Source organism: Salinivibrio sp. ML323 (assembly GCF_001995745.1).
In the GTDB taxonomy this organism is placed as follows: Bacteria; Pseudomonadota; Gammaproteobacteria; order Enterobacterales; family Vibrionaceae; genus Salinivibrio; species Salinivibrio kushneri.
Map to the genome: position 1 here is coordinate 42798 of NZ_MUES01000001.1, position 17471 is coordinate 60268.

The window sequence follows — 17471 nt, forward strand, 5'->3', positions numbered from 1 at the left end:
CCGAAGTTGGATATCGTCTATGGATCAAAATCCGCAGTCACAGCTGAAGTTGCTTGTCGCAAAAGGCAAGGAGCAAGGCTATCTGACCTATGCCGAAGTTAATGACCACCTCCCGGAAGACATTGTCGATTCCGACCAAATAGAAGACATCATTCAGATGATTAACGACATGGGCATTCAAGTGGTGGAATCCGCCCCTGATGCCGATGAGCTAATGATGTCAGAAACCGTGGCCGACGAAGACGCAGCCGAAGAAGCGGCGGCGGCACTTTCTAGCGTGGAGAGTGAAATCGGTCGCACCACGGATCCTGTTCGCATGTATATGCGAGAAATGGGCACGGTTGAGCTGTTGACCCGTGAGGGTGAGATCGATATCGCCAAGCGTATCGAAGACGGCATCAACCAGGTGCAGTGTTCGGTGGCAGAATATCCGGCCTCGATTGCCTCACTGCTTGATCAGTTCGATAAAGTGGAAGCGGAAGAGCTTCGCTTAACCGACATTATTTCTGGTTTTATCGATCCAGACCAGGATGACGTCGCGCCCACGGCGACCCATATCGGCTCCGAGCTCAGCGAAAAAGAGCTTGATGACGAAGATGATGAAGACGAAGAAAAAGACGATACCGACGAAGACGATGAGAGTGATGAAGATGTTGGTATCGATCCTGAACTGGCGCGTGAGAAGTTCAGCGAGCTTCGTCGTACCTATGCGGCGATGGAAACCGCGATCCAACAGTACGGTCGTTATGATGAGCGTACTAAAGCGTCGATCGATGCGCTGTCTGAAACGTTTAAGCAGTTCCGTCTGATCCCCAAGCAGTTTGATCGTCTGGTTAATGACATGCGTCAAACCATGGACAAGGTGCGCACCCAAGAGCGTTTGGTGATGCGTCTTTGTGTCGACCAGGCCAAAATGCCGAAGAAAACCTTCGTGCAACTGTTTGCGGGCAATGAGTCATCGGATGCATGGATTGACGAAGCGCTGAACTCTGGCAAGCCTTACGCAGAGCGTGTGGCGCGTTACGAAGAAGATCTTCGCCGCTGTGTGCAGAAGCTGAAGATTATCGAAGAAGAGACGGGCTTGTCGGTCGAGCGGATCAAAGACATCAGCCGTCGCATGTCTATCGGTGAAGCGAAAGCACGCCGTGCGAAAAAAGAAATGGTTGAGGCCAACCTACGTCTGGTTATTTCGATTGCTAAGAAATACACCAACCGTGGCCTACAGTTCTTGGACCTTATCCAGGAAGGTAACATTGGCTTGATGAAAGCGGTCGATAAGTTTGAATATCGCCGTGGCTATAAGTTCTCAACCTATGCGACCTGGTGGATCCGTCAGGCAATCACGCGCTCGATTGCTGACCAAGCGCGAACCATCCGTATTCCGGTGCACATGATTGAGACCATCAACAAGCTCAACCGCATTTCGCGTCAGATGCTTCAGGAAATGGGCCGAGAGCCGTTGCCTGAAGAGCTGGCTGAACGGATGTTGATGCCGGAAGACAAAATTCGCAAGGTATTGAAGATCGCTAAAGAGCCGATCTCGATGGAAACCCCAATCGGTGATGACGAAGATTCACACCTGGGTGACTTTATCGAGGACACCACCTTGGAGCTACCGATGGATTCGGCGACGTCGAACAACCTTAAGATGGCAACCAATGATGTGCTGGCCGGTCTGACACCGCGTGAAGCGAAAGTCCTGCGTATGCGCTTTGGTATTGAAATGAATACCGACCATACCCTGGAAGAAGTGGGTAAGCAGTTTGATGTGACCCGTGAACGTATTCGCCAGATTGAGGCGAAAGCGCTGCGTAAGTTACGTCACCCAAGCCGCTCTGAGACATTGCGTAGTTTCTTGGACGAGTAATGACGCGGTTTCAAGCTATCCAATGAGAAAGGCGAGCCAGGTGGCTCGCCTTTTTTATACGACAGAGGCTAAGTAATAAATAAGGTAGCCAGCCCTAAAAAGGCGAGCAGACCGACCACATCGGTGACCGTGGTCAGCGCCATCCCCCCCGCCAATGCCGGATCGATATTGTACTTTTTCAGCAACGTCGGTATCGCTACCCCAGCAATACCTGCGACAAACAGGTTAACCATCATCGCGCCTGAGATGATCAAGCCCAGCTCAATATTACCTTTCCATAACACCACTACACCGCCAATGATCATCGACCACACTAGGCCGTTAATCATGCCGACAGTGGCTTCTTTGGCCAACAGCCAGCGGGTGTTGGAATCACCAATATGGCCAACGGCCAGGCCGCGAATCACCAAGGCGACGGTCTGGTTACCGGCCACACCGCCCATGGAGGGAACAATGGTCATCAACACCGCAATCGCCGCCATTTTATCCAGGGTCCCTTCAAACATGTTGGACACCGAGGCCGCGGTTAACGCTGCCAACACATTGATCCCTAGCCAAATACTACGGCGACGCGCACTTTTAAACGCGGGGGCAAAGGTGTCTTCCTCGTCATCAAGACCTGCCATGCTCATCATTGAGTGTTCAGCGTCTTCACGAATAATGTCTACCACATCATCAATGGTGATCCGACCAACCAAGTGATTATGCTCATCCACCACGGGCGCAGAGACCCAATTACGGCGTTCAAACAAGCTGGCGACATCCCCGTCGTCCATGGTGACACTGATCGCTTCATCCGGGGCATCCATGATGTCAGCGATATCGGTATCCGGCTGGTTAACCAACAGGGCACTGATCGGCAAGTTACCAATCAAGCGGCCGTTGGGGTCGATCACATACAGGGTATCTGTGGTGTCGGGTAACTCACCGCGCATCCGCAAATAGCGCAATACCACATCCACGGTGACATCATCACGGATAGTGATGACGTCCGTGTTCATGATCCCGCCAGCGGACTCCTCGGGGTAAGAAAGGGCTTGCTGTACCCGCGTCCTGTCTTGGGCGTCCATTTCCGCCAGCACGTCTTGGGACACGTCTTGCGGTAGGCTGCGGAGCAAGTAAGCCACATCATCGGTTTCCATCCCCTCCGTCGCTGCCGCGAGCTGGTCAGGGGCCATGCGAACCATGATGCCGTCTTTCACATCTTCTGATAGCTCATCAAGGATCTCACCTTGATCTTCAGGATCGGTGAGCTGCCAAAGCACTAGACGGCCTTTCGGTGGAGAGGCCTCTAAAAGGTGTGCTATGTCTTCTGGCTCCATGTCCTCGAGCATACGGCGTACGCGAACGAACATCCCTTGCTCGAGCAATTGAGTGACTTCTTGGAGCCGTTGGTGGGTTAGGTTACTTTGTTCTTGTTCTAGTGTTTCTGCCATCGGCCACTCCCCCAAATGCAATGACTAAAATTCTAACCCAATCAGGGGAGTCTGTCGCATGACAAATCGGTTATCGGCGGGATTTAGCGCGATTCAACGCGCTGGTCTGCGCAGTGGCATAGAAGGAGAGACGATTTAGCTGTCTTCGTCGAAGCCGGCTTCAAATAATGCTTTCACGGCATCGAGAGCAGGCGATGCTTGTGGGCCAGTGGCTGAAACGGTAATAGTTTCACCTTGCGCCGATTCCAGCATCAGCATCGCCATCACACTGTCAGCCGTCGCGGATTTATCCGCGCTTTGCAGTATCACATCAGCATCATAATCTTGCATCAGTTCCACTAATTTGATCGCCGCGCGCGCATGCAAACCTAAGCGGTTACGAATACACACTTGAGCCGATATCGAGGTCACTGTTTTTGCTCCAAGGTACGGTGACGTGTTTGCACTTGCTCGCCCAGCTCCTGAAAATAATCCGATAAGTATTGCGCGACATACACCGAGCGGTGTTTGCCCCCAGTACAGCCAATCGCCACGGTGACATAACTACGGTTGTTATTTTTAAGCGCAGGTAACCAAGACTCGAGAAACCCTTTAATCTGCGCCACTAACATGGCCACGTCAGGTTGGGCGGCGAGGAACATACGCACCGGTTTTTCCAACCCAGTATGAGGGCGGAGCGCGGGCTCCCAGTGTGGATTGGGGAGAAAGCGAACATCAAACACATAATCGGCATCGGCAGGCAAGCCATGTTTAAAGCCAAAAGATTCAAACACCATCACCAAATCGCTACTGGTGCGACCTAGCACCAATGAACGGACGGACTCACTTAAGTCGTGAATCGACAAGCCCGTGGTGTTAATCACCCGATCGGCGTGCTCTTTAATCGGTGCCATCTGCTGACGCTCGGCCAAAATGGCTTGCTCTAAAGAAAGGTTTTGGCGAGACAGTGGATGCAACCGACGTGTTTCACTGAAGCGTTTAATCAGATCTTTATCGTCGGCGTCTAAATAGTACACAGTGACATCGCAGATGTCGCGCAGCGCCGCCAAGGTGTCGGCAACCGGTTCTTTAGCGTTAGGGAAATTGCGAATATCGAGACTGACCGCAATCTTGGCGTCCACATCGTCTTGAGAGACCACAAAGTCACGCAGTAAGTTGACGGGCAGGTTATCAACGCAGTAATAGCCAAGATCTTCCAGCACCCGCAATGCCACTGACTTTCCTGAGCCGGAACGGCCACTAACAATTTTTAGCATCATAGTTCGCTCCCGTCAGCATTGCCCATTATTGGGTAATGATATTGTACAGCTCTTGGTCTGAATTAGCATTGCGCAGTTGACGACACAGCTTTTTGTCATTCAACTTCTCGGCAATCGCGGACAGGGTTTGCAGGTGTACCTTACACTGTTCGTCGGGGACCAGTAGCGCGAACAGCAGATCGACAGGCCGTTTGTCCACCGCATCAAACTCAATGGGCTGGGCGCATTGTAGCAGCACCCCCACGGCATGTTGGCTATCGAGTGTGCGACCATGGGGAATGGCAATCCCCGCTCCTATGCCGGTCGTCCCCAGCTTTTCGCGACTTAGCATGCATTCAAACAAGGTTTGTGCGTTGGTGCCTAGCTTGTCCGCAGCAACCTGGCTGATAATTTCCAGTGCGCGTTTCTTGCTAGAGCAGTGGACGGCACTGCGGGTGCAGTCCACTGACAGTACTTCTTTCAGTTCCATAGCTTAGTGCTGTTTGAGCTTTTCTTTGTGTTTACTCAGTTGCTTGACCAGCTTATCGGTCAGCCCATCGATGGCCGCATACATATCATGCGATTGTGCTTTTGCATGGATCTCCCCGTTGTTGACGTGGAGCGTTGCTTCTGCAATCTGGTCGAGCTTTTGGACATTCAGTACAACATGGACATTATTAATGTGCTCGAAAAAGCGCTCGAGTTTAGCAAACTTGGTCTCCACATACTCGCGTAGTGGTGGCGTGACGTCGACAGACTGTCCGGTCAGATTGATTTGCATACACACTTTCCTTCTGTTGAGGCGCCTATAGTAGACGCTTACGCTGGTTTGACGGTGCAATACCTAGAGATTCTCGGTATTTAGCAATGGTCCGTCGTGCAACTTTAATGCCTTGCTCGGCCAGCAATGTGGCAATCTTACTGTCGCTGAGCGGTTTGTTAGCCGGCTCGTCAGCGACCAATTTTTTGATCAGTGCGCGAATCGCCGTGGATGAGCACTCGCCGCCATTGTCGGTACTGACATGACTAGAGAAAAAGTATTTCAGCTCGAAAATACCGCGTGGCGTATGCATGAACTTTTGGGTGGTCACACGGGAGATGGTCGACTCATGCATATCGACATCCAAGGCGATGTCGTTAAGCACCATCGGCTTCATGGCCTCTTCCCCATACTCAAAGAAGTCGTGCTGATGTTCGACAATACAGCGCGCTACCTTCAGCAAGGTGTCATTGCGGCTCTCGAGGCTTTTGATCAGCCACTTGGCTTCTTGCAGGTGTGAGCGAATAAACTGGCTATCAGAAGGGCTACACCCATTACGGCCATAGGCGGCGTATTGCTCATTCACTTTTAGTTTGGGCACACTATCTGGGTTGATTTGAACTACCCACTGACCTTGATGCTTAAATACGGAGACATCAGGGACGACGTATTCGGCCTCGTTGGTCACAATCAAGTTACCTGGGCGTGGCTCGAGGCTATGAATCAATTGCATCACGGATTTAAGCTCAGGCTCTTTTAGCCGAGTTTCACGCATCAACTGGCGATAATCACGGTTGGCGAGCAAGTCCATGTGTTCGGTGAGCACCTTCCGCGCGTCGTCCAGCCAAGGGGTATCGGCGTCGTAGGTGGCCAGTTGCAGCATCAAGCACTCTTGCAGTGTGCGAGAGGCAACGCCTAGGGGATCAAAATGCTGCACGCGTTTGAGCACCGCTTCGACTTCGTCAAGTTCAATCTCTTCGCTGCCTAAGCTATCGAGGATCTCTTCGGTACTCACTGACAGGTAACCTTGATCGTCCACCGCATCAATGATCGCCATCGCAATCACCTGATCGTTTTCCGAAAAAGGCGTCAGCTCGAGCTGCCACTTTAAGTAGTCGTAAAGCGTTTGGGTGGTTTCGCCTTGATAAACCGGTTGGTCGTCGTATCCGCTGGCACCTGCGCCCGTGTTGCCCGTGCCAGCCGAGTAGAGATGATCCCAGGTGGTATCGACCGGGAGATCGTCTGGCATTTCGTTCTTTTCAAACGCGTCAGAGGCTTCCATGGTGTCCGCGCTGGCGGTTGCAGTTTCTTGTGCGTCCGCGTCTTTATCATGGGATGGCTCGTGCTGAGTGGCCTCTTGCTCTTGGCCCTCGTCATGCTCCAACAGCGGGTTACTTTCCAACGCTTCTTGGATTTCCTGTTGCAAGTCCAGCGTCGATAGTTGCAACAGGCGGATCGCCTGTTGCAACTGCGGTGTCATTGCGAGTTGTTGTCCAAGCTTAAGCTGAAGCGTGGGTTTCATAGAGGCGGTACACCTTTCCTTATTTCAACGACCGAAGAGGTTAAAAACGCTTGCTCTGGCTAACAGGGCAAGCGCTCTTTAGTAACTATAGCCTTGATTGGCAGTTTGTAGCGTGAGCCAGTCCACTATATTTTATCCGAACACGCTCACCAAGCTGGCATGATCGGGCGCACTAGAGTTTGAATTGATCACCCAAATAGACCCGTTTGACATGCTCATCATTAAGCACTTCATCAGGGGTGCCGTGTGCAATCAAGTGTCCTTGGCTGACAATGTAAGCATGTTCACAGACACTGAGCGTTTCGCGCACATTGTGGTCGGTGATCAATACGCCTAAGCCACGATCACGTAAATGCTCGATGATTTTCTTAATATCGATCACCGATATCGGATCGACCCCGGCAAAGGGCTCATCCAGCAAAATAAATTTCGGATTGGCGGCCAATGCACGCGCGATTTCTACCCGACGGCGTTCACCGCCGGATAAGGCCATCCCCAAGCTGTCACGGATATGCTGGATATTAAACTCATCGAGCAAATCTTCTGCCTTGTCTTGGCGCTCTTCTTTGCTTAGCGACTTACGGGTTTGTAGCACAGCCATCAGGTTATCGTAGACGCTCAGCTTACGAAATATCGACGCCTCTTGTGGCAAGTAGCCGATCCCCAAGCGTGAACGGTTATGCATCGGCTGAATGCTGATGTCTTTGTCATCGATATAGATGGCCCCTTCGTCACGAGCGACCAAGCCGACAATCATGTAAAACGAGGTGGTTTTACCCGCACCGTTAGGGCCTAAAAGGCCAACAATTTCACCGGATTTCACTTCTAAGCTGACATCGGCGACCACCTTTCGCCCTTTATAACTTTTGGCCAGATTGGCCGCTGTGAGTGTTGCCATGTCGCCTCTTATTGCTCGTCTGACGTGGATGCATCCTGAGAGGATGACGACTTGGTGCTCGGCTGCAAAATCGTGGTGACGCGTTTGGTGCTATCACTTTCTGCCACAAGCTGTTGCTTGTCGATTTCATAGGTGATCACGTTGCCTTCCACCTGATTGCCACTTTGCTCAAGCATCGCATTGGTCGACATTTTAAGAAATTCATTGCCCACTTCGTAGCGCAGCTTGTTGGCTTCGCCATGAATCTCTTTGCCATCGTCCATGGTTTGCTCAAACGTGGCCGGCTTGCCATAGGCTTCGATGGTTTCATCCCCCTCTTGGCCCTCCGGGCGAATCACGATCAGTTTATCAGCCAAGATTTTAATGCTGCCTTGGGTCAGGACCACATTCTGGGTAAAGGTCACCGTGTTGGTGGCCATATCCAGGTGCTGGCTTTCTGATTGAATGTGAATAGGTTGCTCAGTATCACTGCTTAGAGCCAGTGAGTAATGCGACAGTAGCAACATGGCACCTGCCAGCGCTTTAACGAGGGGTCGTTTCATATCGGCCTCTAACATCGTCTAACAATTCCATCTGGTGGTTACCGAAATTTCCTTTCACCCGTTGACCTTTGGTTTGAAAACGGGTGCCGGTGATCGTCGTCGGACTCTCAGACCAAAAATCTCGCGTGGTGAGATTCAAGGTCACCGAATCAGTGGCTACCGAATCTATTTGTGCATTCGGTAGTAGGTTAAAAATGCGCACGTTGCCCGTCATGGTCAACAGGTGGTCATCGGACAATATTGCGTAGTCTGCACTCACCCGCCACTCTTCCTCTGTGCCTGCTTTGTACGTCCACAGAACGGGCTCATTAAAGTGGGTTTCATCAATCTTGGCATAATGCTCAAGATGCTTGGCGTGTACGGTGTAGCTGCGCACACCATCCGCATCATATTGCACAGTTTGGATCGCTTCGCCAGTAAAAAGCGGCTTTTCGGCATCAGGGGTAACCTGTTGTACTTGCTGCCAGCCATGCTGAACCAATAGATAGTAACCGCTTACGCTACAAAGCACGACCAATAGAAGCAGGCCAAGCCGCCGGATCATAAACTCAAGCCCTTGTGTTGGTCGAGTTCACCACGCGCCTCTAACATGAGATCGCACACTTCACGCACGGCGCCGAAGCCACCGCCTGTTTGCGTGACAAAGTGCGCGCGACGCTTAAGGAGTGGATGACCATCCGCGACACAGCAGGCAAGCCCGACTTTCTCCATCACCGGCCAATCAATTAAGTCATCGCCCATATAGGCGGTGTGGGCGGGTAAAACATCAACATGGCGGCACAAGTCTTGATACGCCGAAAGTTTATCACTTTGTCCTTGATACACATGTTGGACACCGAGCGCCTGCATGCGGTTCGCGACAATCTGCGATTGGCGGCCAGTGATCACCGCGACCTCAATGCCGGCATTCATGATCGATTTGATACCATACCCATCACGGGTGTGGAACGCCTTGAGCTCTTCGCCATGATTGCCCATGTAAACGCGGCCATCGGAGAACACGCCATCAATATCACAAATCAGCAACTTTATCGCCGCGGCACGTTGAAATACGTCGGCGGCTACAGGGCCATAAAGGGTGTCAATCACAGTGGAAGCCATTACATTACTCCGGCTTTTAAAAGGTCATGCATGTTAAGGGCGCCAAGCAGCTGGCCGTTTTTGGCAACCAGCAACCCGTTAATTTTACGCTCTTCCATGAGTTTGAGTCCTTCTGCCGCGAGCAGTTCCGGCTCAATGGTGACCGGATTTTTCGACATCACCGAGCCGATGGTGGTGGTGTGCAGGTCAATGCGCATATCCAGCAAGCGGCGCAAATCACCATCGGTAAACACGCCCGTGAGTTGCCCATGACTATCAACAATCGCTGTCATACCCAGGCCTTTTTCCGACACCTCTAAAAGTGCATCACGGACAGTGGCGGTTTCCTTTACCATGGGCAAGCGCGCGTCTTGGTGCATCAAATCACTGATACGTAATAATAGCTTACGCCCCAGTGCGCCGCCGGGGTGGGAGAGGGCGAAATCGTTCGCGGTAAAGCCTCTGGCTTGCATTAATGCCATCGCAAGGGCATCACCCATCACCAAGGTCGCCGTGGTGCTGGAGGTGGGGGCCAAAGCCAATGGACAGGCTTCCTGTGGCACATGAATGTTCAAGTTGACCTTTGCCAGCTGGCCCATACTGGAATTGGGGTTGCCGGTCATACACACCAGTGGGATCCCGAGGCGCTTAATCACGGGCAGCAGGGTTAAAATTTCACCCGCCTCACCCGAGTTAGAGATAGCAAGGACCACATCACCTTGGTGAATCATGCCCAGATCGCCGTGGCTGGCTTCCCCTGGGTGGACAAAAAACGCCGGTGTGCCCGTGCTCGCCAATGTCGCGGCAATTTTTTTACCAATATGACCGGATTTACCCATGCCCATGACCACGACCTTGCCGGTGGCGTGCAAAATAAGCTCGCATGCGGCCTCGAAGTGGGCATCAATTGCYGTTTTTAGTTGGGCAATCGCGTCTTGCTCAATGTTGAGCACATCAAGCCCTGCGCGGCGAAAATCAAAACTGTAATCACTCATACTCGTGTCCGTTTAGGCTGCTGCGTTAACAAACAGGTAGCCTTGATAGCCGATATAACAAAGGAGAAAAACAGCGCCTTCAATGCGGTTGATGCTACGTGATTTACCGAGTGCAAAAATCAGCAACATGATGGAAAGCACCAACATAATATAATAATCGCGGCTCATGGCATACTCACTGATCGCTGAGGGGTTGAGTAATCCTGGGATCCCCATCACCGCGAGAATATTGAACACGTTTGAGCCGATAATATTGCCGACGGCCAAATCATCTTCCCCTTTCATTACCCCCGCTATCGACGCGGCGAGCTCAGGCAAGCTGGTGCCAATGGCGATGATGGTCAAGCCGATCACCAAATCGCTCATGCCAAAGTACTGCGCGATGGTCACCGCCGAGTCAACCACTTGATCGGAAGAGACCAGCAGCAATGGCAAACCAATGATGATCCACAGCACCGCTTTCAGGTTACTGACATCATTAGGAATATCCGACTGTTGGTCGGCCAGTATTGGATCGGTGCCACCCGAGTCTTTGCCGATTTTTAGCATCATTAGGATGAAAATCACAAACAGGGTGAACAGCCCCACGCCTTCAAAAAAGCCCAGGTGGTTGTTCCAAAGCAGCACCCCAGCCAATACGGTGACCCCTAGCATCAGAGGCAGCTCGCGGCGGATAATGGTCGAGCCAATAGAAAGGGGCTTGATCAGTGCGGTGAAACCGAGGATCAGCGCAATATTGGCGATGTTGGAGCCCAACACATTTCCTACGGCGGTGTCGGTTTTATCCGCTAAGGCGGCGTTGGCCGAGACCATCATCTCGGGGGCAGAGGAGCCCATGGCCAAAATAGTCATCCCGATCACCAGCGGAGAGACCCCGTAGTTTTTCGCGATTGCTGCCGCGCCGAACACTAATCGGTCGGCACTCCACACTAGCACGATGAGTCCAACAATGAGTATGGCAACCGCTATGACCATGACACCTATCCTTTGCGTTTTTTGATTGGGTACAAATGAGGTGCAATTCTGACGGCTAACGGGGTAAATGTGAAGCGAAAAGCCCGTGCTTTAGCGATGAAATCAGCGATTTCATTCATCAACATGAGAGTTGTCGCCATGAAACGGTCGCCATGAAATGGTCGCCGTGAAACAGTCAGCATCAATGGCAGCGTTACATTTACCGGACGTTAGCTGACTGATGTCTGACACGAAAAGCGAAAAGAAGCTGCTATTATCAGGGATAAGTCACGTCCTGCGGGCGCTGAGGTGCGGCGTGGCTTGTGTTAGAATGGGTGACGCCTTATTATCAGCCACTTCATTTTGTTCCTTTATAACCATGAGATGCGGCCATGGCAGCACAGAGCCTGATAGATATCAGTGGGATGACTTTCTCACGGGGCAATCGATGCATTTTTGACAATATTGATTTGCAAGTGCCACGTGGCCAGGTAACCGCGATCATGGGGCCATCAGGCATTGGCAAAACCACCTTGCTACGTTTGATTGCCGGTCAGCTTAAACCGGATGCGGGCGAGATTGTGTTTGATGGTCACGCTATTCCTACCTTGGGACGACGCAAGCTGTTTGAAGTCCGTCAGCGAATGAGCATGCTATTTCAATCAGGGGCGCTGTTCACCGATATGTCGGTGTTTGATAATGTCGCTTTCCCATTGCGCGAACATACCGCTTTAGACGAGTCATTGATCCACACCATCGTGATGCTCAAGTTAGAAGCGGTGGGGTTGCGTGGTGCACACGACTTAATGCCCAGTGATCTGTCTGGCGGCATGGCACGTCGTGCAGCACTCGCACGCTCGATAGCCCTCGATCCTGAACTGATTTTGTTTGATGAGCCCTTTGTTGGCCAAGACCCGATTACCATGGGCGTACTGGTCACCTTGATTCGCCAACTCAACCAAGCACTAGGGTTGACCTGTGTGGTGGTCTCACACGATGTCCCTGAGGTGATGAGCATTGCTGATCAGGTTTATTTACTGGCCGATAGCCGCATTATCGCCAGTGGCTCGCCCCAGTCGCTGCGTGACAATCCTGATCCTTGGGTCAAACAATTCTTAGAAGGCCATGCCGATGGCCCTGTGCCTTTTCGCTACCCCGCTGGCGAGTTAACGCAGGAGATTTTCCGGTGATCAGAACACAAATTGAAGATGTGGGCCGCCGGGCGATGCGTGTGGCCGAGTCCATGGGCCGTGCAACCTTTGTGATGGCAGGCGCACTGATTGGCCGTCCACAGCCGAGCAAAACCTTTCCATTGTTGGTCAAACAGCTTTATTCGGTGGGCGTTCGCTCACTGGCGATCATTATGGTGTCCGGCTTATTTATTGGCATGGTACTGAGCTTGCAAGGCTATCTGGTGTTGTCAGACTTTGGCGCGGAAACCAGCCTTGGGCAAATGGTGGCCTTGTCGCTGCTGCGTGAGCTTGGCCCCGTGGTGACCGCCTTGCTGTTTGCCGGACGCGCCGGGTCAGCACTGACCGCAGAAATAGGCTTGATGAAAGCCACCGAGCAGCTCTCTAGCCTTGAAATGATGGCGGTCGACCCGCTACGCCGAGTGATTGCCCCGCGTTTTTGGGCGGGCGTAATCGCCATGCCACTGCTGGCCGTGATTTTTATGCTGGTGGGCATTTGGGGCGGCGAGTTAGTTGGCGTCGACTGGAAAGGCATTGATCACGGCAGTTTCTGGTCAGTGATGCAAGCGTCGGTTGATCTGGGTTATGACGTGGGCAACGCCCTGATCAAAAGCGTGGTGTTTGCGGTGGCTGTGACCTGGATTGCGCTTTTTAACGGCTATGATGCCACGCCGACATCGGAAGGGATCAGCCGCGCCACCACACGTACTGTGGTACATTCATCGTTGGCCGTGCTTGGCCTTGACTTTGTCCTTACTGCACTCATGTTTGGGAATTAATCATGCAACAGAGTCGTAAAACAGAATTTTGGGTAGGCTGCTTTGTCATTGCGGGCATTGCAGCGTTATTGGTCTTGGCGTTTCAAGTGGCAGACGTCCAACGTTGGGGGCGGGCGGATACCTATACCTTAACCGCTGAGTTCGACAATATTGGTGGTTTGAAAGTACGCTCACCCGTCAAGGTGGGCGGCGTGACGGTCGGCCAGGTCACAGATATTTCTTTGAATGCAGAGACGTATGTCCCTCAGGTCACCTTGCAAATAAACGCGGACGCCGGGCGCTTTCCGGAATCAAGTTCGGCCTCGATTTATACCGCGGGGTTATTGGGCGAGCAGTACATTGGTATTACCCCAGGTTTCGTGGATGAAGCCCTCGGCATTGGCTATCTCGAGGCGGGAGATAAAATTCAGGACACCAAATCGGCACTGGTGCTAGAAGACCTGATCGGTCAATTCCTCTACAGCATGGGTGACAAGGAGTAAACAGCATGAAGAAGACATTGATCGCTCTGGGTAGCGCCATTTGCTTAATGGTTTCTAGCCTTAGTTCTGTGGCGCAGGCCAGTGAGCCGGTTGATCAATCCAACCCTTATCAGCTGATTGAGCAAGTTGCGGACAACACGTTTAGTCGCTTGCGTAAAGATCGCACCTTATTCCGCGCCGATCCGGACTTGCTGCGAGATGTGGTGAAAGACGAGTTGCTGCCTTATATCCATACCCGGTATGCGGCATCGTTGGTGTTAGGGGCGCAGTATTATCGCAAAGCGACACCGGCGCAGCGTGATGCCTTTACCGAGGCCTTCACTGAATACATGATTGCTTCTTATGCCCAAATCCTGCTCGAATATGATGACCAGGCCGTCGAGGTACAAAAAGATCAGCCGATTGCCCCGGACGATAAAATTGTCAAAGTGCGGGTGGACATTACCGACCCATCACGACCGCCAATTCGCCTTGATTTTAGCTTACGTAAAAATTCTCGGACAGGAAATTGGCAAGCCTATGACGTCACCGCTGAAGGGGTGAGTATGATCCAGTCTAAGCAGTCGGAGTGGAAAGCGCCGCTACGTCGTGATGGCATTGATTCGGTCATCGAACAATTAAAAACCTTGGCAGAGCGCCCCATCCGTCGCGAAGATAAGCAAAAACAGGACGCCTCATGAGCATCCGCTTAACCGCCGGGGACGGGCAACAGTATCACTTGTCAGGGCGATTAGATCGTGACACAGTGCCTGACTTTTGGCGTCAGCGTGAACAGTGGCTCCCCGCCGACACCGCCTTTAGCCTGGATTTAAGCGCGTTGTCACGCGTCGATTCCGCCGGTATGGCGATGTTGCTACACCTTGATAAGCAACTACGCAGCCAGGGGCAACAGGTGCGTTATCAAGGGGTGCCAGAGCAACTTAAGCTGTTGTTAACGCTGAGTAATTTAGACACATTTTTTGACGATGCTGAGCATCAAGAAGGGGTTTAAACGTGGAAGCAAGCGAAGTTAAAGCCATTTTAGAGGCCGCTTTTTCAGAAAAGGCTTTGTCAGTGGACGAGCTGCACGTCAAAGGCGATGGCAGCCATTTTGAAGTGATTGCTGTGGCAGAGATGTTTGACGGGATGTCACGTGTGAAAAAGCAACAAACGATCTATGGTCCGCTAACGGATCACATTGCGCGTAATGATATTCATGCGGTCAGCATTAAAGCGATGACACCAGCTGAGTGGGCACGCGATAAAAAGCTGATGCAGCTGTAAGAGGGTCTGATGCAAAAGTTTCGAGTGACGGGCAATGGCCCGCTAAAAGGTGAAGTGGCCATTTCCGGCGCGAAAAATGCAGCCCTCCCGATTTTATTTGCTTCATTACTCGCTGAAGAGCCGGTCGAGGTGGCGAATGTCCCTAAACTGCGTGACATAGATACCACCATGGCACTGTTATCTCGCCTGGGTGCCAAGGTGAGCCGCAACGGCTCTGTCCATGTGGATGCCAGTGACATTACCGAGCTGTGTGCGCCGTATGATTTAGTCAAAACCATGCGCGCGTCTATTTGGGCGCTTGGGCCTTTGGTAGCACGCTTTGGTAAAGGCGAAGTGTCATTGCCAGGCGGCTGCGCGATTGGTGCCCGCCCAGTAGACTTGCACATTAATGGCCTTGAGCAGCTGGGTGCCACTATTACCTTGGATGAAGGCTATGTGCGTGCGACCGTGGATGGCCGCTTGCAAGGGGCGCATATTGTGATGGACAAAGTCAGCGTCGGCGCGACGGTCACCATCATGAGCGCGGCCACTCTGGCTGACGGCACCACAGTGATTGAAAACGCGGCGCGTGAGCCAGAAATCGTTGATACTGCCAAGTTCCTCAACATGCTGGGTGCCAAGGTGTCAGGTGCAGGCACGGATCGGATTGAAATTGAGGGGGTAGAACGCCTCGGCGGCGGCAAGCACTCAGTGGTGGCCGATCGGATTGAAACCGGCACCTTCTTGGTGGCCGCGGCTGTGTCTGGCGGGCATATTACTTGTCGCCATACTTCCCCGGAGTTGCTCGAAGCGGTATTGCACAAGCTCGAAGAGGCGGGGGCGAAGGTCGTCACCGGTGATGATTTTATCGAACTCGATATGACCGACCGCGAGCTAAAAGCGGTGAATGTACGCACCGCACCGCATCCCGGGTTTCCGACTGATATGCAAGCCCAGTTTAGCCTGCTTAATCTGGTGGCCAAGGGTACGGGCATTATCACCGAAACCATCTTTGAAAACCGCTTTATGCATGTGCCTGAACTGCAGCGCATGGGCGCTCATGCAGAAATTGAGGGCAATRCCGTGATCTGTGGTGACACCGACAGCTTAAGCGGGGCGCAAGTGATGGCGACCGATTTACGCGCCTCGGCGAGCCTCGTGATTGCGGGTTGTATCGCCAAGGGCGAGACCATTGTCGATCGCATTTATCATATCGATAGAGGCTATGAGCGTATCGAGGATAAACTTCAAGCCTTGGGCGCGAAAATAGAGCGGATTGACGCGGCGTAACCTCGCCTGCACTCGACACACAAACGCCAGCATCCAGCTGGCGTTTTTGATGGCGTGAAGCGATAAGCGCAGAGACCGACAGCGTTAGCGGCGCTGCCTTTCATCGCCCACTTTGACCGGCAGTGTCAGGGTCTCACCATCACGAATAAGGGTCACATCTAGCGTTGAGCCTGGGCGCGTATCGGTGACCATATCCATGGCACTGCGCGCGCCACGTACCGCTTGCCCATCAATCTTAATAATTAAATCTTGCGGTTTGATGCCGGCTTTATCGGCAGGGCCTCCTTGGTCAACTCCAGACACCATCACTCCTCGTTGCTGCTCGGCATCCAGCAGGCGCGCCATTACCGGATTCACATCACGACCATCAATCCCGATATAGCCTCGGATCACTCGGCCATCGGCAATCAGTTTATTCATGATTTTTTCAGTCAACCCGTAGGGAATAGCAAAGGAGATGCCATAGGTTTCCAAATCGGTGGCTTGCTGGAATGAGGCGGTATTAATACCCACCAATTCGCCGCGGCTGTTGACCAAGGCGCCGCCAGAGTTCCCTCGGTTGATCGCGGCATCGGTTTGTAAAAAGTCTTGGCGGCCATAAAAGCTCATCCCGGTACGCCCGGTCGCGGAAATAATGCCATAAGTGGTGGTTTGGCCGAGGTTATAGGGGTTACCAATCGCGAGCACCGTATCGCCCACCGCGGGCTGATAGCGCTCGTTGACCGGGATCACGGGTAAGTTATCGGCTTGTACTTTGATCACCGCTAAGTCGGTGCGCTGGTCTTTACCCACCATCTGGGCGGTGAAAATACGGCCATCTTGCAACGCCACAATCACCTGATCGGCCTCGGCGACCACGTGATAGTTAGTGACAATATAGCCCTTAGCGCTCATGATCACCCCAGAGCCTAACCCCTGAGTGTTGAGGGCTAATCGTTCGTTACCGGTGTAGTTGCGGGTGTAAATATTGACCACTGCCGGCGACGCGCGCTTAACCGCGTAATTGAACGACACCAGCTCCACGGGATCGTCCTCGATGCTGTCTGCCATTGAAAAGCCGGATAGCAGACCCGAGCGTAAGTCTGGCACCGCTACCAACAATAAAGCAGCCGTCACCAAGCCAATAATCACAGAGCGAATCAATAACGCCAGCATAAATAATGCCATCCTCAAGCAACTTAACGCGGAGCTAGAGA

The 17471-nt window shown here is 52.5% G+C and carries 21 protein-coding genes; 8 read left to right on the forward strand and 13 right to left on the reverse strand.

What is annotated here, in order from left to right:
• Positions 1-19: 19 nt before the first annotated feature.
• Positions 20-1867: an RNA polymerase sigma factor RpoD gene (gene rpoD / locus BZG13_RS00190; protein WP_069363301.1), complete on the forward strand. Its 1848-nt coding sequence runs from the start codon at positions 20-22 to the stop codon at positions 1865-1867.
• Between the two features lie 68 nt (positions 1868-1935).
• On the opposite strand, the gene mgtE is transcribed toward rpoD, so the two are convergent.
• From mgtE to BZG13_RS00250, 12 genes are all read right to left on the reverse strand, one after another.
• On the reverse strand, positions 1936-3303 hold the full coding sequence (gene mgtE, locus BZG13_RS00195) for a magnesium transporter (RefSeq protein ID WP_069363302.1): 1368 nt from the start codon (positions 3301-3303) through the stop codon (positions 1936-1938).
• 135 nt (positions 3304-3438) lie between these two features.
• Positions 3439-3714, reverse strand: coding sequence for an HPr family phosphocarrier protein (locus BZG13_RS00200; protein ID WP_069363303.1), 276 nt, complete (start codon positions 3712-3714; stop codon positions 3439-3441).
• On the reverse strand, positions 3711-4562 hold the full coding sequence (gene rapZ, locus BZG13_RS00205; protein WP_069363304.1) for an RNase adapter RapZ: 852 nt from the start codon (positions 4560-4562) through the stop codon (positions 3711-3713). The genes BZG13_RS00200 and rapZ overlap by 4 nt, the downstream gene beginning before the upstream one ends.
• Positions 4563-4587: 25 nt before the next feature.
• Complete coding sequence (ptsN, locus tag BZG13_RS00210) at positions 4588-5031, reverse strand: PTS IIA-like nitrogen regulatory protein PtsN (RefSeq protein WP_069363305.1); 444 nt, start codon at positions 5029-5031, stop codon at positions 4588-4590.
• Positions 5032-5034: 3 nt separating this feature from the next.
• Entirely contained in the window at positions 5035-5322 is a 288-nt protein-coding gene (gene hpf, locus BZG13_RS00215; protein ID WP_046073909.1) for a ribosome hibernation promoting factor, read from the reverse strand.
• Between the two features lie 25 nt (positions 5323-5347).
• Positions 5348-6823 carry an RNA polymerase factor sigma-54 gene (locus BZG13_RS00220; RefSeq protein ID WP_069363306.1) on the reverse strand — a complete coding sequence of 492 codons (1476 nt, stop codon included), beginning with the start codon at positions 6821-6823 and terminating at the stop codon, positions 5348-5350.
• A 172-nt stretch (positions 6824-6995) separates the two neighbouring features.
• Complete coding sequence (gene lptB / locus BZG13_RS00225) at positions 6996-7721, reverse strand: LPS export ABC transporter ATP-binding protein (RefSeq protein WP_046073911.1); 726 nt, start codon at positions 7719-7721, stop codon at positions 6996-6998.
• A gap of 8 nt (positions 7722-7729) precedes the next feature.
• Positions 7730-8263 (reverse strand): lipopolysaccharide transport periplasmic protein LptA, encoded by a 534-nt coding sequence (gene lptA, locus BZG13_RS00230; protein WP_077484491.1) that lies wholly within the window; start codon positions 8261-8263, stop codon positions 7730-7732.
• Positions 8244-8807, reverse strand: a complete 564-nt coding sequence (gene lptC / locus BZG13_RS00235; RefSeq protein ID WP_069363307.1) for an LPS export ABC transporter periplasmic protein LptC — start codon at positions 8805-8807, stop codon at positions 8244-8246. Before lptC ends, lptA begins: the two co-directional genes overlap by 20 nt.
• Positions 8804-9364 carry a 3-deoxy-manno-octulosonate-8-phosphatase KdsC gene (kdsC, locus tag BZG13_RS00240; RefSeq protein WP_069363308.1) on the reverse strand — a complete coding sequence of 187 codons (561 nt, stop codon included), beginning with the start codon at positions 9362-9364 and terminating at the stop codon, positions 8804-8806. Before kdsC ends, lptC begins: the two co-directional genes overlap by 4 nt.
• Positions 9364-10338: a KpsF/GutQ family sugar-phosphate isomerase gene (locus BZG13_RS00245; protein WP_069363309.1), complete on the reverse strand. Its 975-nt coding sequence runs from the start codon at positions 10336-10338 to the stop codon at positions 9364-9366. Before BZG13_RS00245 ends, kdsC begins: the two co-directional genes overlap by 1 nt.
• Before the next feature lie 12 nt (positions 10339-10350).
• Complete coding sequence (locus BZG13_RS00250; RefSeq protein ID WP_046073915.1) at positions 10351-11313, reverse strand: calcium/sodium antiporter; 963 nt, start codon at positions 11311-11313, stop codon at positions 10351-10353.
• 371 nt (positions 11314-11684) lie between these two features.
• On the opposite strand from BZG13_RS00250, the gene mlaF reads away from it, so the two are divergent.
• Genes mlaF through murA form a run of 7 tightly spaced genes read left to right on the forward strand, consistent with a single transcriptional unit; the run spans position 11685 to position 16275 of the window.
• Positions 11685-12482 carry a phospholipid ABC transporter ATP-binding protein MlaF gene (gene mlaF, locus BZG13_RS00255; protein WP_077484156.1) on the forward strand — a complete coding sequence of 266 codons (798 nt, stop codon included), beginning with the start codon at positions 11685-11687 and terminating at the stop codon, positions 12480-12482.
• On the forward strand, positions 12482-13261 hold the full coding sequence (mlaE, locus tag BZG13_RS00260) for a lipid asymmetry maintenance ABC transporter permease subunit MlaE (RefSeq protein ID WP_369801985.1): 780 nt from the start codon (positions 12482-12484) through the stop codon (positions 13259-13261). The genes mlaF and mlaE overlap by 1 nt, the downstream gene beginning before the upstream one ends.
• 2 nt (positions 13262-13263) lie before the next feature.
• The gene (gene mlaD, locus BZG13_RS00265; protein WP_069363313.1) at positions 13264-13743 is read left to right on the forward strand and encodes an outer membrane lipid asymmetry maintenance protein MlaD; all 480 of its coding nucleotides are present in this window, start codon (positions 13264-13266) and stop codon (positions 13741-13743) included.
• A gap of 5 nt (positions 13744-13748) precedes the next feature.
• A complete protein-coding gene (gene mlaC, locus BZG13_RS00270; RefSeq protein WP_069363314.1) occupies positions 13749-14423 on the forward strand; it encodes a phospholipid-binding protein MlaC in 675 nt (224 codons plus the stop codon).
• Positions 14420-14734 carry an STAS domain-containing protein gene (locus BZG13_RS00275; RefSeq protein WP_077484158.1) on the forward strand — a complete coding sequence of 105 codons (315 nt, stop codon included), beginning with the start codon at positions 14420-14422 and terminating at the stop codon, positions 14732-14734. The genes mlaC and BZG13_RS00275 overlap by 4 nt, the downstream gene beginning before the upstream one ends.
• A 2-nt stretch (positions 14735-14736) precedes the next feature.
• A complete protein-coding gene (ibaG, locus tag BZG13_RS00280; protein ID WP_077484160.1) occupies positions 14737-15006 on the forward strand; it encodes a BolA family iron metabolism protein IbaG in 270 nt (89 codons plus the stop codon).
• Positions 15007-15015: 9 nt separating this feature from the next.
• Positions 15016-16275 (forward strand): UDP-N-acetylglucosamine 1-carboxyvinyltransferase, encoded by a 1260-nt coding sequence (murA, locus tag BZG13_RS00285; protein ID WP_077484162.1) that lies wholly within the window; start codon positions 15016-15018, stop codon positions 16273-16275.
• Positions 16276-16359: 84 nt separating this feature from the next.
• On the opposite strand, the gene degS is transcribed toward murA, so the two are convergent.
• The gene (gene degS / locus BZG13_RS00290) at positions 16360-17430 is read right to left on the reverse strand and encodes an outer membrane-stress sensor serine endopeptidase DegS (protein WP_069363318.1); all 1071 of its coding nucleotides are present in this window, start codon (positions 17428-17430) and stop codon (positions 16360-16362) included.
• Between the last annotated feature and the right edge of the window lie 41 nt (positions 17431-17471).

Coding starts and splice junctions, on each gene's coding strand:
- rpoD (WP_069363301.1), top strand. CDS start 20: ATGGATCAAAATCCGCAGTCACAGCTGAAGTTGCTTGTCGCAAAAGGC.
- mgtE (WP_069363302.1), bottom strand. CDS start 3,303: ATGGCAGAAACACTAGAACAAGAACAAAGTAACCTAACCCACCAACGG.
- rapZ (WP_069363304.1), bottom strand. CDS start 4,562: ATGATGCTAAAAATTGTTAGTGGCCGTTCCGGCTCAGGAAAGTCAGTG.
- ptsN (WP_069363305.1), bottom strand. CDS start 5,031: ATGGAACTGAAAGAAGTACTGTCAGTGGACTGCACCCGCAGTGCCGTC.
- hpf (WP_046073909.1), bottom strand. CDS start 5,322: ATGCAAATCAATCTGACCGGACAGTCTGTCGACGTCACGCCACCACTA.
- BZG13_RS00220 (WP_069363306.1), bottom strand. CDS start 6,823: ATGAAACCCACGCTTCAGCTTAAGCTTGGACAACAACTCGCAATGACA.
- lptB (WP_046073911.1), bottom strand. CDS start 7,721: ATGGCAACACTCACAGCGGCCAATCTGGCCAAAAGTTATAAAGGGCGA.
- lptA (WP_077484491.1), bottom strand. CDS start 8,263: ATGAAACGACCCCTCGTTAAAGCGCTGGCAGGTGCCATGTTGCTACTG.
- lptC (WP_069363307.1), bottom strand. CDS start 8,807: ATGATCCGGCGGCTTGGCCTGCTTCTATTGGTCGTGCTTTGTAGCGTA.
- kdsC (WP_069363308.1), bottom strand. CDS start 9,364: ATGGCTTCCACTGTGATTGACACCCTTTATGGCCCTGTAGCCGCCGAC.
- BZG13_RS00250 (WP_046073915.1), bottom strand. CDS start 11,313: ATGGTCATAGCGGTTGCCATACTCATTGTTGGACTCATCGTGCTAGTG.
- mlaF (WP_077484156.1), top strand. CDS start 11,685: ATGGCAGCACAGAGCCTGATAGATATCAGTGGGATGACTTTCTCACGG.
- mlaD (WP_069363313.1), top strand. CDS start 13,264: ATGCAACAGAGTCGTAAAACAGAATTTTGGGTAGGCTGCTTTGTCATT.
- mlaC (WP_069363314.1), top strand. CDS start 13,749: ATGAAGAAGACATTGATCGCTCTGGGTAGCGCCATTTGCTTAATGGTT.
- BZG13_RS00275 (WP_077484158.1), top strand. CDS start 14,420: ATGAGCATCCGCTTAACCGCCGGGGACGGGCAACAGTATCACTTGTCA.
- degS (WP_069363318.1), bottom strand. CDS start 17,430: ATGCTGGCGTTATTGATTCGCTCTGTGATTATTGGCTTGGTGACGGCT.